The sequence below is a fragment of the Azospirillum sp. INR13 genome (assembly GCF_015390205.1).
Taxonomy (GTDB): domain Bacteria; phylum Pseudomonadota; class Alphaproteobacteria; order Azospirillales; family Azospirillaceae; genus Azospirillum.
In genome coordinates this window covers 1-19,112 of the sequence record NZ_VUOI01000020.1, presented here as the reverse complement: position 1 = coordinate 19,112, position 19,112 = coordinate 1, and the positions used below count along the sequence as shown (strand labels likewise).

At 68.5% G+C, this 19,112-nt stretch carries 4 protein-coding genes; 1 reads left to right on the top strand and 3 read right to left on the bottom strand.

Translation table 11 applies throughout. The annotated features are described in order from the left end of the window. Window positions 1-25: 25 nt before the first annotated feature. The 3 genes from F1643_RS14925 to F1643_RS14915 form a co-directional block, all read right to left on the bottom strand. The gene (locus F1643_RS14925) at window positions 26-910 is read right to left on the bottom strand and encodes an alpha/beta hydrolase (protein WP_194913977.1); all 885 of its coding nucleotides are present in this window, start codon (window positions 908-910) and stop codon (window positions 26-28) included. A gap of 155 nt (window positions 911-1,065) precedes the next feature. Then, window positions 1,066-2,388, bottom strand: coding sequence for an HlyD family type I secretion periplasmic adaptor subunit (locus tag F1643_RS14920; protein ID WP_194913976.1), 1,323 nt, complete (start codon window positions 2,386-2,388; stop codon window positions 1,066-1,068). Between the two features lie 58 nt (window positions 2,389-2,446). Continuing rightward, a complete protein-coding gene (locus tag F1643_RS14915) occupies window positions 2,447-6,568 on the bottom strand; it encodes a peptidase domain-containing ABC transporter (RefSeq protein WP_255542831.1) in 4,122 nt (1,373 codons plus the stop codon). A gap of 341 nt (window positions 6,569-6,909) precedes the next feature. Here F1643_RS14915 and F1643_RS14910 point away from each other — a divergent pair. After that, window positions 6,910-19,112 (top strand): S-layer family protein (locus F1643_RS14910; protein WP_194913975.1); only part of this gene is annotated, 12,203 nt, incomplete at its 3' end.

The following is a 19,112-nucleotide window of genomic DNA, read 5'->3' as shown; positions in this document are numbered from 1 at the left end:
CTGTCTCCGGAACAGGAGGAAAATGTCAGGCGCGCGCGGCGGGCAGCCGGCGGCGCAGGAAGTCGGTGACGGCCTGCAAAGCCGGCCGATGGCCGGGCAGGGCGTCGTGGGAGATGGCGGAAAAGCGGGTGACCTCGGTCGGCACGCCGGCGGCGATCAGGCCGGCGGCATACTGCTCGGCCTCGGTGCGCAGCATGTCGTTCTGGGCGGTGACGATCAGGGCCGGCGGCAGCCCGCCCAGCCGGCGCGATTCCAGCGGCGCGGCGTAGGGGTGCAGCCGCTGCGCCGCCTCGGGCAGATAGGCGCGGTAGCAGCGGGCGCAGTCGGCGATGGTGCTGTCGAGCAGCCGGGCCTTCCCGCCGTCCTTCCCGCCGGCATCGCCGATGCCGCCGCGGCTGGCCCGCGTCAGGCTGGGGTCCAGCATCGGGCCGAGCAGCGCCTGCGCCGCAAGGCTCACCCCGCCCAGGTCGCGGGCGAGGAAGGTCAGGGAGGCGGCGACGTGGCCGCCGGCATCATAGCCGACGACGCCAAGCCCGCCGTGGGCAACGCCCAGGGACGGCGCCGTCTCTGCGGTCCACAGCGCCGCGCGGTAGGCATCCTGTGCGGCGGTGGGAAAGGGGTGGGCGGGGGCCAGGGAGTAGCCGACCGACACCACCAGCGCCGGGGTTCCGGCGGCGATGGCCGAGGCCGTCTCATCCGCCTCCTCCAGCGAGCCGGAGGTGAAGCCGCCGCCATGCAGGTAGAGCAGCGCCGGGACCGCGAGCCCGATCAGCGGCCGGTAGAGCCGCAGCCGGATGTCCTGGGCATGGCCGGCGATGGTCCGGTCATCGACGGCGAAGGGGCAGGGCGCCACGCCCTGTGCGCTGCCGCGCTCCGTACCCGTCGTTTTTGTCCTCGTCGACCGTCCCATAGCCGTCCGGTGCCGTGGCACCCCTCCCGCATTGCAGTGCGGTGGAGTGTGGCTCCCATAGGCATGCGAATAAATACCGGGTCAGCGGCAACACAATTCGGCTGGGATGAACAATCGCCGGCCAATTGTCGGGCGGGGCCGGCGCAGGGCGATCCTCACCGCTCGTTGAAGCTGTCGGACAGGGCGAAGTAGATCGGTTTCAACAGATATTCCAGCAGCGACCGCTCGCCGGTGGTCATCTCCACCTGGGTGGTCATGCCGGGCAGGACCGGGTGCTGGACATCGTCGCGGCCGACATGGTTGCGGCTGAGCGCGATGACCGCCTTGTAGTAGGGACGGTGCTGCTCGTCCAGGAAGGTGGAAGCGGAGATGCGCAGCAGCTTGCCGGTGACGGCGCCATAGCGGGCGAAATCGTAGGTCAGCACCTTGACCGTCGCCTCCTGCCCGACATGAAGGTGGCCGACGTCGCGCGGGGTGACATGGGCCTCCACCGTCATCTCATGGTCGACCGGGACGATCTGCATCAGGACGCCGCCCTCGGGCACCACGGCGCCGATGGTGTTGACGCGCAGGTCCTGCACCAGCCCGCGCACCGGCGACAGCACGGTCAGCCGCTGGGAACGGTCGTCCAACTTGGCGCGGGCCTCGCGCAGCTGGGCGATCTCGGCGGTGACAGTGCCCATCTCGTTCACCGCGTCCTGCGCCAGCTTGGCCGTCTGGTCGAGGATGCGGTTGCCGGCCTCGGTGATCGCCTGATGCGTGGCGATGATCTGCCCCTCGATCCGCCGCTGCTCGCCCATCAGGCGGGACTGCTCGCGCTGGGTCTCCAGTGATTGCAGCTTCGACGACAGTCCCATCGATTCCAGCTTGTTGCGGATGTCGACCGAGCCGGTGATGAAGGTGATCTGGTCCTTGATGCTGGCGAGCTGGCCTTCATACAGCGCAAGTTCCGCCTCGCGCTGCGAGACCTGGGCGCGCAGCACGGCGATGGCGGTATCGCGGGCCTGTCGCTGGGTGTCGTAGATCAGGCGCTGGTCGGCGATCTGTGCGTCCGTCTGCGGCGTGTCGGTGCCGGCGACGCGCACGAAATCCGGCTCCCGCCCGGCGGCGAAGGCGCGCAGCCGCTCCGCCCGCAGTTCCAGCGTCAGCAGGCGGGCGTTCATCTGCTCCCGCTCCGCCTGGACCTGCTTGGGATCGAAGACGATCAGGGGCTGCCCGGCCTCCACCAGATCGGTTTCCTTGACCAGAATGGTGGACACGATGCCGCCTTCCAGATGCTGGACCACCTGGGCATTGCCGGACGGCACCACCTGTCCAGCGGTGACGACGGCCTCCTTCACCGGCATCAGCGTGGCCCAGGCCAGCAGCGCCGCCATCAGCAGGACCAGCACGAGGATGGTGGCGCGGACCAGCGACAGCGTCGCATCGTCGGCGCTGAGCGATTTGCCGGTGGGGCGGGCGAGGTCTGAAGCGGCCATCTTGCGTTCACATGGGATCGGAGAGGAATGGGGATCGGAGAGGAAGGAGGTAGGCGGATCAGTGCTGGCGCGTGGCGACGCCGCCGGGCGGGCGTTGCAGCCCGATCCCGCCCAGCAGCGCTCCGGCGATGGTGTTGGCGACGCTGCCGCCGCCGCCGGCCGGACCACCCGCCGGGCCGGCGCCGGGACCCGTGCCCGGACCGATGGGCCGGGGGCCGGGCAGGCCGCCAGCCGGGCTGGCGGGGGCGATCATGCCGGCATCCATGGTCAGCACCGTGTCGGCCAGCGTCAGGTGGCTCGGCCGGTGGGTGACCAGGAAGATGGTGCTGTGCCCGCGCAGCGCCGACAGCGCCGCATGCAGCGCCTTGTCGCCTTCGAAGTCCAACCGGCTGGCCGGCTCGTCGAGCAGCAGGATGCGCGGCCGGCGGATGTAGGCGCGGGCAAGGCAGATCTTCTGCGTCAGGCTGGGCGACAGGCGCAGCGACTGGTTGTCGCCGATGCGGGTGTCGAGCCCGCGCGGCAGCGCTTCCACCTCGTCCAGGGCACCGGCCAGCGACAGCGCCCAGCGCAGTTCGGAGTCGTCGGCGGTCTGGTCGGCGAAGCGGAGGTTCTGGGCGATGGTGCCGTAGAACAGGGCGCTGGCCTGCGGGACATAGCCGACCGACTTGCGCAGGTCGATCGGGTCCATCTGGCGGATGTCGACGCCGTCGATGCGCACGTTGCCGGCCTGCGGCGCGTAGAGCCCCAGCATCACCTTCAGCAGCGACGACTTGCCGGCGCCGTCCGACCCGACGATGGCGACGATCTGCCCCGGCTTGACCGTGAAGGACACGCCGACCAGCGCCGGATCGGCATCGTTGCGGTAGCGCAGCGAGACGCGGGAGAAGGACACCTCGCCCTTCAGCCTGCGCGGCTGCAGGGTGGCGCAGCGCGGCTCGCGTTCCGGCCGGATGCTCATCAGGCCGTTGATCTGGCGGGCGTTGGCGCGCAGCTGCTCGATGCGCGGCAGCATGGAGACGGCGGTCTGCAGCGGCACCATCACCCGCCACAGCAGCATCATCGACGCCATCAGCGCGCCCGGCGTCATCGCGCCGGTGAAAACCTGAAGCGCGCCGACGCCGACGGTGGCGAGACCGGCGACCGGCACGACGAGGCCGGCCAGCGCCGCATGGGTGGCCGACAGGTTGGCGGCGGTGTGGCCCGACCGGGCGGTGCGGGCGGAGAGGCGGTCGTAGCGGTCGCGCCAATGGGCCAAGCCGCCGATGGCGCGCAGCGCCGGCATCTTGGCGACCATCTCCACGAAGAATTCCTGCCGCTCGGTGTCGGCGCGGGCGGTGGTTCCGGTACGGGCGCGCACCAGCGGATGGACGGCGGTGCCGATGGCGGCGGTGATCAGGACGGCGGCCAGCGGCACCAGCGCCAGAGGACCGCCCAGAACCGCCATGACGCCCAGGTAGAACAGGGCGAAGGGCACGTCGAACAGCGCCGCAACTTGTCCCTGGCTGATGAAGTCGCGGATCGATTCCAGATCCTTCACCCGGGCGATCTGGGTGCCGATGGCGGCGCGCTCGCTCATGCCCACCGGCAGCATCAGGATGCGGTCGATGGTGGCGTTGCTGACGGTCCGGGCGATGCGCGATCCGGCATGGGCCAACGCCCGGCCACGGATCTGGCGCAGGGCGAAATCGCCGCCGATCACCAGCGCCGCCCCCACCGCGATGGTGGCGAGCGTGTCGAAGGACCCGGTGGCGATCACCTTGTCGTAGATCGCCATGGTGAACAGCGGCGCGGCGACCGACAGCAGGTTGATGACGGCGCTCAAGCCGAGCACCGCCCACAGCAGCGGCACATAGCCGTGGATGACCGTGCCGACCCAGTTCTGCGTCCCGGCGCCGGCCGTGGTTTCCAGCGCGGTGAAGGCATAGGCGGTGCCCTTGCCGTAATTCAGCGTCACCCTCTCGCGCGACTGGCCGCTGAAGGCGACGACTCCGTCGGCATCGGCGGACAGCAGCGTGTAGACGCCGCCGTCGCGGGCGCGGAACAGGCAGGGCATCAGCGACGGGTCCGGCCGCGCGAGGTCGATGCGCAGGCTGCGCCCCTCGAAATGCAGGCGCTGGAGGACGTCGCACAGCTCCTCGACCGTCTGAACCTCGGAGAAGTGGGGCAGCGCCTCCGCCAGGGTTTGCGGGGCGCCGCGCCAGCCGAGCGCATCCAGCAGCGGCACCATGCAGGCGCCCACCGCCGAGGCTTCCGCCAGCCGGCGGCGCAGGATGTCGCCGTCGTCATGGGCGGCGCGGATGGGCTCGGCATCCGGTGCGGCGGACGCGCCGGCCGGCGGCGTACCGGGGTTGGTGGCGACCAGAGCGGGGGGGCTGCCCATGGTCTCGCTGCCGGACGGGCCGCGGCTGACCGCATGGCCGTCGACGATCTGCACCACCCGGTCGGCCAGCGACAGCAGCGACGGGCGGCTGGTGACCAGCAGGATGGTGACGCTGCCGCGCAGTTCCTCCAGCGCGCGGCGGAACAGTTTGTCGGACTCCGTGTCCAGAGAGGAGTTCGGTTCGTCCAGCAGCAGCACCGCCGGCTCGCGGACCAGGGCGCGGGCGAGGCAGATCATCTGACGGGCGCCGCGCGGCAGCGCTTCCTGCGAGGCATCGCCGACGATGGTCTCGTAGCCCTGCGGCAGGCTGGCGATGCGGCGGTCGAGTCCGAGGCGCCGGCAGACCTCCATCGCCAGATCGGCCCGGCCGGGGTCGAACAGCGTCAGGTTCTGCAGGATGGTGCCTTTGAAAAGCTCCGGATGCTCGCCGACATAGACGACGCCGCCGATGCCGATCATGGCGTCGGTTTCCGTCGTGCTGCGCACACCCACCCGCACCTCGCCGGAGTTCGGCCGCAGCACGCCCAGGATCAGGCGCAGCAGGGTCGTCTTGCCCGTCGAATTGGTCGCCACTACGCCCAGGAACTCGCCCGGTCCGACGGTCAGCGACAGGTCGGTCAGGATCTCCGGCCCGCGGTCGTAGGCGAAACGGACCTTGTCCATCTCGATCGTGCCGGGGACGAGCGGTTCCGCCACCGCGCCGGCGGTCCCGCTCCCATCTCCGGTCCCTGTCGCACTGCCGTCGGACCCGACCTCCAACAGGACATGGCCGATGCGGCGCAGCGACAGCGACACCGACTGATAGCGCACCCAGCGGTCGAACAGGGACTGCACCGGCTGGACGCAGCGGCCGGCCAGCATCGAGCAGGCGGTGAGAACGCCGGTCGTCATCATCCCGTCGATGACCGACACGCTGCCCAGGATGACCACCAGCATCATCGTCGCCTGCGACAGGGTGGTGGCGACGACGGAGGCGGAACCGCTCAGCCGGGCGACGTTGAAGTCCTCCTCGCTGCAGCCCTGCTGAAGTCGCTCGTGGCGGCGCAGCAGGCCGGCCTCGGCCCCCAGTCCCTTGACCGTGTGGACGCCGCTCAGCACCTCGCTGATGAAGTTCAGGCGCCGTTCCTCAAGCACATGGCGGTTCTCCAGCGCCCGGCGCATCCGCCGGCCCAGGATGGCGCCGACCACCAGGAACAGCGCCAGTACACCCAGCGGGATCAGAACCAGCCAGCCGGCCAGCAATGCGATCAGGCCCAGGTAGAGCGCGGCGAAGGGGATGTCGATCGCCGATTGCAGTGCCTGGCCCGAATAGAACTCGCGCACCATCTTGATGGCACGGTAGACTTCGAAATGGGTGCCGATTCCCTGCTGGGAGAAGGCGTTCAGCGGCATGTGCATCAGCCGGTCGATCAGCGACGCGCTCGACCGGTGTTCGATCCGCGCGCCCATCCAGGTGGTCAGCGCCGAGCGCGCCACCCGCAGGATCGCCTCCATCACCGCAGCAGCGCCGCAGCCGAGGCCGAGCAGCAGCATGGTGCCGTAGGACTCGTTGGGCAGGATGCGGTCGTAGACATGCAGCAGCGTCACCGGCAGCGCCAGCCCGAAGACGTTCAGCGCGAAGGAGGCCAGCACCAGCATCGCCCGGTCCCGGCGCGGACCCAGCATGCCGGACAGCAGGCGGCGCGCGGCCTTCTCCGCCGCCCGGTCACGGGCGGCGGAGGACTTCGCCGATGCAATCTTCGCCGACGCAGAAGCGGCGGACGGTTCGATGCGGGTGGCTGACGGGGATGCGGGCTGCAAAACGACCAACCTGGGCACAGGGTTAACCTAGCAGCCAATCAACAGCATAATTGCTAGTGATAGGTAAATCGACGAATAGCAACAAAAGGCAACCGACTGACGAAGCTTCCTGCGCACGACCCTTTCGAAACTGCGCGAAAGGGACACTAAACCGTTGCTCCAGAATGGTTTTCAGTCGGTCGTGTACCTATGGATGCCGGGGCGGCGGCGGGGGTGGCGTCAGCCAAGCTGTTGAAAATCATCACAGGAAGTTTCTTATCACAAGCAACTAAGAGGGCTAGAACCTAGGGTCGTGACGAGTAGCGCGGCGCGAATTTGCACCCGACTTATGGAGCGGTCCGATGGCTGAGGAAGCGGTTCAGGGCAACACCCCGGCGGTCGACGACCGTCAGATCCTGGACGATCTGACCCTCCTGCAGCAGGTCGACGCGACCCGATTGAGCGGCGTGATCCACGAGGCCAGTTCCGTGGAACTCCAGCGGCCGGACGACACGCTCGGCTATGTCCAGACCGACTATCGCGGCGCCGAGGATCTGATGATCGGCGGCGTCGTGCAGACCGGCGAGGTGGTCGGCGAGTCGGTGGCGGTGGCGACCGATCAGGCGGCGGTGGCTGCCCTGCTGGCCGGCGACGTGCTGCGCACGGAAGGTTCGCTGGGCTCCGGCCCGTCGGGACCGGACGGGTCGGGGCTCTCGACGGAGGAGCGCCGCGAAACGGCCGCCACGACGGTTGAGCGGGTGGACCTGCTGTCCAACGCGCGCACGACCACGGCCTTCACCGAACTGCCCGCCGCCCTGTCCGACATCCCGATGCCGGAGACGCCCGACCAGGTGATCGACGACGGGGCCCTCTCCGACATCGCGGCGCCCGTTATCCAGGATGTGGCGGCGACCGCCGGCGACGATGCCGCCGCGACTCCGGCCCCGGTGTCCGACACGCCGAACCTGACGGTGAACGGCGTGTCCGGCGACGAAGACACGGCCATCGCCCTGAACATCGACGCCGCCCTGACCGACACCGGCGGAACGGAGGTGCTGAGCGTCACCCTGTCCGGCATTCCGGACGGAGCGGTCCTGCGCGACGCCTCCGGCACCATCCTGACGGTGGTGAACGGCACCATCCTGCTGACCTCCTCGCAGGTTGCCGGCCTGACCCTGACGCCGCCGCCGAACAGCGGCGACAGCTTCACCCTGACCGTTACCGCCACCAGCACCGACGGCACCGCAGCCCCGACCAGCGTCACCGCCACCCTGCCGGTCACCGTCAATCCGGTGTCCGACACCCCGACGCTGAGCGTCGCCGCCACCACGGGGGCTGAAGACACGGCGATTCCGCTGACCATCAGCCCGGCCCTGACCGACACCGACGGGTCGGAGACGCTGAGCGTCACCATCAGCGGCATCCCGACCGGCGCGATCCTGACCAATGCGGCCGGCGAGACGCTGACGATCGCCAACGGCTCCATCACGCTGGCGCCCGGCCAGCTCGCCGGGTTGGCGATCACGCCGCCGCCGAACAGCGATGCCGATTTCACCCTGACGGTGACGGCGACCAGCACCGACGGCACCGCGGCTCCGGCCAGCACCAGCGCCCCGCTGCTGGTCACGGTCAATCCGGTCTCCGACATGCCGACCCTGGCCGTCCAGGCGGCGAGCGGCAGCGAGGACACGGCGATCCCGCTGACGATCAGCCCGGCCCTGACCGACACCGACGGGTCGGAAACGCTGACCATCACCCTGTCCGGCATTCCGGACGGGGCGGTGCTGCGCAATGCCGGCGGCGCGCTGGCGGTGGTGAACGGCACGGCGACCCTGACCCCGGCGCAGCTTGCCGGGCTGTCGATCACGCCGCCGAACAACAGCGATACCGACTTCACCCTGACCGTCACGGCCACCGCCACCGATGGATCCGCCACGCCGGTCAGCACCAGCGCGCCCTTGCGCGTCACCGTCAATCCGGTGTCCGACACGCCGACGCTGAGCGTCACCGCCGCCACCGGGAACGAGGACACCGGCATTCCGCTGGTCATCGATCCGGCCCTGACCGATACGGACGGTTCGGAATCGCTGAGCATCACCATCAGCGGCATCCCGGTCGGCGCCAGCCTGCGCAACACTGCCGGCGATACCCTGACGGTCGGCAACGGCACCATCACGCTGGCGCCCGCCCAGTTGGCCGGCCTTAAGATCACGCCGCCGCTGAACAGCGATGTCGACTTCACCCTGACCGTCACCGCCACCGCGCGGGATGGCGGAGCCGATCCCGCCAGCACCAGCGCGCCGCTGCTGGTCACGGTCAATCCGGTCACCGACACGCCGACCCTGAGCGTGACAGCTGCGACCGGCAGCGAAGACACCGGCATTCCGCTGACGATCACCCCCGCCCTGACGGACTTGGACGGGTCGGAGGCGCTGACGATCACCATCAGCGGCATTCCGGCCGGAGCGAGCCTGTCCAACACGGCCGGCGACGCGCTCGTCATCGGCAACGGGTCGATCACCCTGACGCCGGGCCAGTTGGCCGGGCTGAAGATCACGCCTCCGCTGAACAGCGATGTCGATTTCGACCTGACGGTGACCGCCACCGCCAAGGACGGCGTAGCCACCCCGGTCTCGGTCAGCGAGACGCTGTCGGTGACCGTCAACCCCGTGTCGGACACTCCGACGCTGACCGTCCAGGGCACGGCGGGCAATGAAGACACGGCGATCCCGCTGTCGATCAGCCCGGCTCTGACCGACACCGACGGCACGGAGGTGCTGACCGTCACCATCGCCGGCATCCCGTCCGGCGCTACCCTCGCCAACGATCTGAACGGGGTGCTGACGGTCACCGGCGGTTCCATCACCCTGACGCCGGAGCAGCTCGCCGGGCTGAAGATCACGCCGCCGCTGAACAGCGATGTCGATTTCACCCTGACGGTGACCGCCACCGGAAAGGACGGCTCGGCGGTTGCGGCGACCAGGACCGAAGCGCTGCAGGTGACGGTGAACCCGGTGTCGGATACTCCGACGCTGACGGTTCAGGACGTCACCGGAAACGAAGACACCGCCATTCCGCTGACGATCAACCCGGCCCTGACGGATACGGACGGGTCCGAGGCGCTGAGCATCACCATTGCGGGTGTTCCGGCGGGGGCGTCCCTCAGCGCCGGCATCTCCGTCACGCAGCCGGACGGCACCACCACCTGGACTTTGACTCCGGCCCAGCTGACCGGCCTGACCGTCACGCCGCCGCTGAACAGCGATGTCGACTTCACCCTGACCGTCACCGCCATCGCCAAGGACGGCTCGGCGACAGAGGCGACCAAGAGCGAGACTCTGCGCGTCACCGTCGATCCGGTCACCGATACGCCGACCCTGACCGTCCAGGCCGCCACCGGCAATGAAGACAGCGCCATTCCGCTGACGATCAATCCGGCCCTGACGGATACGGACGGGTCCGAGACGCTGAGCATCACCATCGCCGGCGTTCCTTCGGGCGCGACCCTCAGCGCGGGAACGTCCGTCACCCAGCCGGACGGCACCACCACCTGGACTTTGACTCCGGTCCAGCTGACCGGGCTGACCGTCACGCCGCCGTCGAACAGCGATGTCGACTTCACCCTGACCGTCACCGCCATTGCCAAGGACGGTGTCGCCGCCGCCGTGCCGGTGAGCCGGACCTTGCGCGTCACCGTCGATCCCGTATCCGACACTCCGACACTGACGGTCCAGGCCGTCACGGGCAATGAAGACAGCGCCATTCCGCTGACGATCAACCCGGCCCTGACGGACACCGACGGGTCGGAGACGCTGAGCGTCACCATCGCCGGTGTTCCTTCGGGCGCAGTGCTCAGCGCGGGAACGTCCGTCACCCAGCCGGACGGCACCACCACCTGGACTCTGACTCCGGCGCAGCTGGCCGGCCTGACCGTCACGCCGCCGCTGAACAGCGACGTCGATTTCACCTTGACCGTCACCGCCATCGCCAAGGACGGCTCGGCGACAGAGGCGACCAAGAGCGAGACCTTGCGCGTCACCGTCGATCCGGTGACCGATACGCCGACCCTCAGCGTCAGCGCTGCGACCGGCGATGAAGACAGTGCCATCCCGCTCTCGATCAATCCGTCCCTGACGGACACGGACGGGTCGGAAACGCTGACGATCACCATCAGTGGCATTCCGGTCGGCGCCAGCCTGTCCAACACGGCCGGTGAAGCGCTGGTCATCGGCAACGGGTCGATCACCCTGACGCCGGCGCAGCTGGCCGGGCTGAAGATCACGCCGCCGCCCAACAGCGACGTCGATTTCGACCTGACGGTGACCGCCACCGCCAAGGACGGCGTCGCGGCCCCGGTTTCGGTCTCCCAAACCCTGCGGGTCGCCGTCGACGCCGTGACCGACAAACCGACGCTGACGGTCCAGGACGTCACCGGCAATGAAGACAGCGCCATTCCGCTGGTCATCAACCCGGCCCTGACCGACACCGACGGGTCCGAGACGCTGAGCATCACCATCGCGGGTGTTCCGGCTGGCGCAACGCTCAGTGCCGGAACGTCCGTCACCCAGCCGGACGGCACCACCACCTGGACTCTGACTCCGGCTCAGCTGACCGGCCTGACCATCACGCCGCCGCTGAACAGCGACGTCGATTTCACCTTGACCGTTACCGCCATCGCCAAGGACGGCTCGGCGACAGAGGCGACCAAGAGCGAGACGCTGCGCGTCACAGTCGATCCGGTCACCGATACGCCGACCCTGACCGTCCAGGCCGCCACCGGCAATGAAGACAGCGCCATCCCGCTGACGATCAATCCGGCCCTGACGGATACGGACGGGTCCGAGACGCTGAGCATCACCATCGCCGGTGTGCCTTCGGGCGCAACCCTCAGCGCCGGCACCAGGACGAGCACGCAGACGGACGGCACCAGCACCTGGACGCTGACCAAGGATCAGCTGACCGGCCTGACCATCACGCCGTCGCTGAACAGCGACGTCGACTTCACGCTGACGGTCACCGCCATCGCCAAGGACGGCAGCGCTGTCGAGGCGACCAAGAGCGAACCGCTTGTGGTGACGGTGAACCCGGTGTCGGACACCCCGACGCTGACCGTCGCCGCTGCGACGGGCAACGAAGACAGCGCGATCCCGCTGGTCATCAACCCGGCCCTGACGGATACGGACGGGTCCGAGACGCTGAGCATCACCATCGTCGGGGTGCCTTCGGGCGCAACCCTCAGCGCCGGCACCAGGACGAGCACGCAGACGGACGGCACCAGCACCTGGACGCTGACCAAGGACCAGTTGACCGGTCTGACCATCACGCCACCGCTGAACAGCGACCGTGACTTCACGCTCACCGTCACCGCCATTGCCACGGACGGCAGCGCCGTCGAGGCGACCAAGAGCGAACCGCTTGTGGTGACGGTGAACCCGGTGTCGGACACCCCGACGCTGACCGTCGCCGCTGCGACGGGCAACGAAGACAGCGCGATCCCGCTGGTCATCAACCCGGCCCTGACGGATACGGACGGGTCCGAGACGCTGAGCATCACCGTCTCCGGTGTTCCTTCGGGCGCGACGCTCAGCGCCGGCACCAGGACGAGCACGCAGACGGACGGCACCAGCACCTGGACGCTGACCAAGGACCAGTTGACCGGTCTGACCATCACGCCGCCGCTGAACAGCGACCGTGACTTCACGCTCACCGTCACCGCCATCGCCAAGGACGGCAGCGCCGTCGAGGCGACCAAGAGCGAGCCGCTTGTGGTGACGGTGAACCCGGTGTCGGACACCCCGACGCTGACCGTCGCCGCTGCGACGGGCAATGAAGACAGCGCCATTCCGCTGGTCATCAACCCGGCCCTGACCGACACCGACGGGTCCGAGACGCTGAGCATCACCATCGCCGGCGTTCCTTCGGGCGCGACCCTCAGCGCGGGAACGTCCGTCACCCAGCCGGATGGCACCACCACCTGGACTCTGACTCCGGCACAGTTGACCGGCCTGACCATCACGCCGCCGCTGAACAGCGACATCGACTTCACGCTGACGGTCACCGCCATCGCCAAGGACGGCAGCGCTGTCGAGGCGACCAAGAGCGAACCGCTTGTGGTGACGGTGAACCCGGTGTCGGACACCCCGACGCTGACGGTCCAGGCCGTCACCGGCAACGAAGACAGCGCGATCCCGCTGACGATCAGCCCGGCCCTGACGGATACGGACGGGTCCGAGACGCTGAGCATCACCATCGCCGGGGTGCCTTCGGGTGCGACGCTCAGCGCCGGCACCAGGACGAGCACCCAGACGGACGGCACCAGCACCTGGACGCTGACCAAGGATCAGCTGACCGGCCTGACCATCACGCCGCCGCTGAACAGCGACCGTGACTTCACGCTCACCGTCACCGCTATCGCCAAGGACGGCAGCGCCGTCGAGGCGACCAAGAGCGAACCGCTTGTGGTGACGGTGAACCCGGTGTCGGACACCCCGACGCTGACGGTCCAGGCCGTCACCGGCAACGAAGACAGCGCGATCCCGCTGACGATCAGCCCGGCCCTGACCGACACCGATGGGTCGGAGGTGCTGACCATCCGCATCAGCGGTATCCCCCCCGGCGCCACGCTCGCGAACACGCTGAACGGCACGCTGACGGTCACCAACGGCTCGATCACCCTGACGCCGGAACAGCTTGCCGGGCTGACGATCACGCCGCCGCCGAACAGCGATGTGGACTTCACGCTCAGCGTGACCGCGGTCTCCAAGGACGGCAGCGCGCAGGAAGCGACCAAGACCGAATCCCTGGTCGTGACCGTCAATCCCGTCACCGATACGCCGACGCTTGACGTAAACCCGGCGAGCGGCAACGAAGATGCGTCCATTGCGCTGGACATCACCTCCGCCCTGACCGATCTGGACGGGTCGGAAACGCTGAGCATCGTCATCAGCGGCATTCCCAGCGGCGCCACCCTGTCCAATACGCTGAACGGCACGCTGACCGTCACCAACGGTTCGATCACCCTGACGGCGGAGCAGTTGGCCGGCCTGAAGATCAAGCCGAAGCTGGACAGTGGCGACGATTTCATCCTGACCGTCACCGCAACGGCCCTTGACCGGGAGATTTCCCCTGTTCCGGTCCAAAAGACGCTGGCCGTCACCGTCGTCGCGGTTGCCGATACGCCAACGGTCTCCGTCACGCCCGTCACCTACGATCTGGCCGTCGGCCAGAACGGCATGCTGACCGGTACCGACAATGCCGACACGCTGTCCGGCGGTGCGGGCAACGACACCATCCTGGGCGGCAGCGGCGACGACGTCATCTATGGCGACGGTTCCGGAACCTTCACCACGGCTCTGTCCATCACCGCCGCCTTGAAGGACACCGACGGGTCGGAGTCCATTTCCAAGGTGACGATCTCCGGCGTACCGACCGGCGCAACGCTCAGCGCCGGCACCCGGAATGCCGATGGGACCTGGACCCTGACCGAGGCCCAGCTGTCCGGTCTGACGCTGACCGCCACGGAAGGTGACGCCAACAACTCCATCACCCTCACCGTCGTCTCCACGTCGAAGGAGCAGGAAAACACCAGCACCGCCGACAGTACGGCCAAGACGCTGACCATCAGCTTCACCAATACCCCGAAGGGCGACGACAGCCTGGAGGGCGGCGCCGGCAACGACACCATCTTCGGCGGTGCCGGCAAGGATACCCTGCTCGGTGGTTTGGGCGACGACAGCCTGGACGGCGGTACCGACGACGACCTGCTGGCCGGCGGTCCCGGCAACGACACCATCGACGGCGGCGAGGGCAACGACACGGTGACCTACGCTTCCTCCGCGGGTCCGGTGAATGCCAATCTGACGACCGGTGTCGGCACGGGCGACGGCGCCGACGTTCTCCGCAACCTGGAGAACGTCACCGGCTCGGCCTTCGACGACGTGATCACCGGAAGCAGCGTCGCCAACATCCTGATCGGCGGCGCCGGCAACGACACCATCATCGGCGGGGCCGGCGTCGACAGCGTGTGGGGCGGGGCGGGTGACGACCTGTCGATCTTCACCGTCGGCACCGACGGCGGCACCTCGACCAGTCCCGAACTTCAGGACGGCGATACCGGCATCGATACCTTCCGGGTCATGTTGACCACGGCTCAGCTGTCGAATCCCTCGATCCTGGCCGACCTGCGCACCCTGCGCGACCGGATCGAGACGGCGGCGGCCAGTCCGACCGCCGCGACGACCGACACCGACGTCGCCAACGCCGCCACCCTGTCCGCGCTCGGCATCAAGGTGGCGGATTTCGAAAAGCTGGAACTCTACGTCGATGGCCAGCCGGTCAGCGTCCGCACCGCACTGAACTATGCTCCGGCCGCAACGGCGGCCACCACCTCGACGAACGAGGACACCGCCGTCACCGGCACCTTGGGGGCGACCGACCAGGACACGGCCAACGGCCGCACCGACGATACGCTGACCTACAAGGGACCGGGCGACAATGGCCAGCCGGTGCGCCTGACGCACGGCACGCTGGTGGTGAATGCCGATGGCAGCTTCTCCTACACCCCCGACGCCCATTTCAGCGGGACGGACACCTTCACCTTCACGGTAACGGACGCCTTCGGCGGCACGTCCACCGCCGTTCAGACGATCACGGTCGCCCCGGTCGCCGACCCGTTCCAGATCACCACGCTGGACGCGCGCGGCAACGAGGATTTGGCTGGCGGCATCGCCATCGCCCCCACCATCACGCTGAGCGACGTCGATGCCGCCAGCCCGGAGAAGGTGGAGAGCATCACCCTGCTGATCCCGTCGAACCAACTGGATGCCGGCGGCGCCAAGCTCTACCTCAACGGCGCGCTTCTGCCGCCCAACGACCCCACCGGCGGCAATTACAGCTGGACGATCCCGACCGCGGCATTGCAGGCCGACGGCACCGCCGCCGGGGTCTGGAAGATCCAGGGATTGAAGATCGTCACCGATCCCGATTCCGATGCCGACCTCAACTACACGCTGAGGGTCGGGACGATCGACGGCAGCGGCGCCACGGCGAGCAGCCGCGTGCAGACGGCGACCGGCACCATCACCGTGGATGCCGTCGCCGACGCTCCCAAGGTCACGGCCGCTCCGGCCTCGACCGCTGAGGATACCTCGGTCCTTCTCACCATCAAGCCGACCCTGAAAGATACCGACGGGTCGGAGTCCATCAGCCTGATCACGATCAGCGGCGTGCCGGATGGCGCGAGCCTCAGCGCGGGCACGGTGGCGAGCACCCAGCCGGACGGCAGCAGCACCTGGACGCTGACCCCGGCGCAGCTGGCGGGCCTGCGGCTGATCCCGCCGGAGGACTTTTCCGGCACCATCACGCTGGGCGTCGTCGCCACCTCCGCTGAGAGGGAGAACAGCTCCACAGCCAACTCGGCCAAGGCGAACCTGACGATCACCGTCACCGGCGTGGCCGACGCTCCCATCGTCACCCCCCAGCCGGCCAGCGGCAACGAGGACAGCGCCATCGCGCTGGCCATCGATGCCCGGCTGTCCGACCTGACGGGGGAGACGCTGGACCACATCACCATCACCGGCGTTCCGGAAGGGGCGAAGCTGTCCGCCGGCATCCACAACGCCGACGGCAGCTGGACGCTGACGCCGGCCCAGTTGAGCAACCTGACCTTCACGCCGCCGTCCAACTACTCCGGCGCGGTGACGCTGAAGATCGCCGCCACCTCGGTGGAGGGAACCACCACCGCCACCTCGGCACCGGTGTCCCTTGTGGTGACCGTCACCGCGGTCGCCGATACGCCCGTGCTGTCCGCCTCCGACGCGGTGGGGCGCGAGGATACCGCCATTCCGCTGTCGGTGGTCGCCGCCCTGACCGACCGCGACGGGTCGGAGACCCTCAGTATCCTGGTCGGCGGCGTGCCCACCGGCGCTACGCTGAACCATGGCCGCTACGATGCCGCGCTGGACAAATGGGTGCTTACCCAGGCCGACCTGACTGGCCTGACCATCACTCCGCCGGAGAATTCCAACACCGGCTTCAACCTGACCTTCACCGCCCGGGCGACGGAAGCCTCCAACAGCAGCATTGCCGATGCCACCCCGGTGACCGTCCATGTCGAGGTGCAGGGCGTCGCCGACGCCGTGACGCCGAACGGCGCGCTCAGCGCCCGCGGCAACGAGGACACGGCGATCAACCTGCGCCTCGGCGATCTTGTGATGCTCGACAACGACACGTCGGAACGCCTGTCGCTGGTCATCAGCAACCTGCCGGCGGACTCCTGGCTGTCACTGGCGACGGGGCACGAGAGCGGGCTGGTCTATCTCGGCAACGGCCGCTGGTCGGTGGATGTCGCCTATCGCGACGAGCTGACCCTGACCACGAAGAAGGATTTCGCCGGCACCGTTTCGTTGAAGGTGGATGTCATCACCACCGACAGCAACGGCGCGCCAATCATTACCGTCAACGGCGTGACCTCCGGCGGAACGCTGAAGGACACCCGCGACCTGATCGTCACCGTCGATCCCACGGCCGACGAACCGAAGGTCTCCATCAGCGCCAGCGCGCTGGAGGACGCCGTCGGCGGCATTCCTCTGACCATCTCGGCGCTCACCAGCGACCTTGACCATTCGGAGCAGATCTCCGCGATCGTCATCTCCGGCCTGCCGTCCTGGGTGACGCTGACCAGCACGGACGCGGGTGCGCTGACCGCCAATGCCGACGGCAGCTGGACCGTCGATCCGACCAAGCTCGGCAACCTGCGGCTGATCGTGCCGGAGCACCGGGCCGACGATTTCACCATCACCGTCAAGGTGACCGTGGTCGACGGCACCGACTCCCTGACCAAGACCTACACCCCGACCGTCACCATCACCGCGGTGGCCGACGCGCCGGTGTCGCATGGGGCGAACGACGCGGTCGAGGCCTACCACGTCGACGACCACACGGTGACGGGTGCCGTGCCGACCGATCTGGTTCTGAACCTGAACGCCTTCCTGCAGGATACGGACGAGTCGGAGAAGCTGGCGGTCACCATCTCCGGCATGCCGAAGGGCACGGTGCTGTCGCGCGGCCTCGACAACGGCAACGGCACCTGGACGCTGACCGCAGAGGATTATGCCGCGGCGCTGGCTGAAGGCGGTCTGAAGCTGACCGTCAAGGATGTCAATGCCGCAGGGATCGCCCACAGCGTCAACACCACCACCAACATCGACACGGCCAGCGTGACGCTGACTGTCAACCCCTACAGCATCGAAAGCGAGGGCGACCGCAACACCAGCGTGTCCGACAGCTTCGTGCTGAGCTGGACCACCTCGACCACCACTGGCGGCGGCTCCAACGGCGGCGGCTCGTCCGGCGGCGGCGATGGTGGCGGCGATGGTGGCAGTGGCGGCGATGGCGGCACCACCAACCCTCCCACATTGGATCCCAGCGTCGGCAGCGCCCGGCCGGCGGCCGTGACCACCGCCGAGGATTCGGCGGTTGCCCTGGGCATCGAGGCCGGGTTGGCGAACTGGCAGAATGTGACCTTCGTCACGCTGTCGGGCATCCCGACGGGCGCCAGCCTGACCAATACGGCCGGTGACACGCTGACCATCACCGGCGGCTCCATCACACTGTCCAAGGAGCAGTTGGCCGGCTTGACGTTGAAGCCGGCTGCCAACAGCGATGCCGACTTCAGGATCACCCTCGATGTGACCTCGGGCACCAACGCCCACACCACGCTGACGCAGGACGTGACCGTCACCGCCGTGGCCGACAGCCCGAAATTGACAGTCCAGGCAGCCTCCGGCAACGAGGACACGGCCATCGCGCTGAACATCGCCGCCGCCCTGGAGGACACCGACGACTCGGAAATCCTGGCCAGCATCGTCATCGAAGGGGTGCCGGCGGGTGCCACGCTGTCGGCCGGATATCTCGACTCCACCACCGGCCGCTGGGTGCTGACCCCCAACCAACTCGCCGGGCTGAAATTCACCCCGCCGGCAGACGCCAGCGGCACCTACCAGCTGACCGTGACCGCCGTCGCGCGGGAAACGAGCAACGCCGACCGGGCGACCACGACCAAGACCCTGACCGTCGATGTGGCGCCGGTCAGCGATGCCCCGTCGATTTCCGCCAGCTCGGTCACGGCGCAGGAGGACCACGCCGCCAGCCTGTCGATCTCCGCGGCAGTCACCGATCTGGTCGGCGGCGGCGAGGTGATCACCGCGCTTAGGGTGACGGTTCCGGCCGGCTTTACCCTGTCGGCGGGCACGTTGCTTGGCAACGGCGTCTACGACCTGTCCGGCCTGAACGCGGCGCAGCGTTCCGCCCTGACCCTGACGCCGCCGGCCAACTTCGCGGGCACGGTGACGCTGACGGTCGACGCTGCCGCCAAGGACGGCACGGCGGCGGAGGCCTGGTCGTCCAAGACCCTCAACGTCACCTACACCGCCGTCGCCGACGCGCCGGACGTTAACGTTCAGAACACGACGGGCGCAGAGGACACGGCCATCGCTCTGAACGTGTCGGCCAACCTCATGGATACCGACGGGTCGGAAACGATGGCCGTCATCCTGTCCGGCTTGCC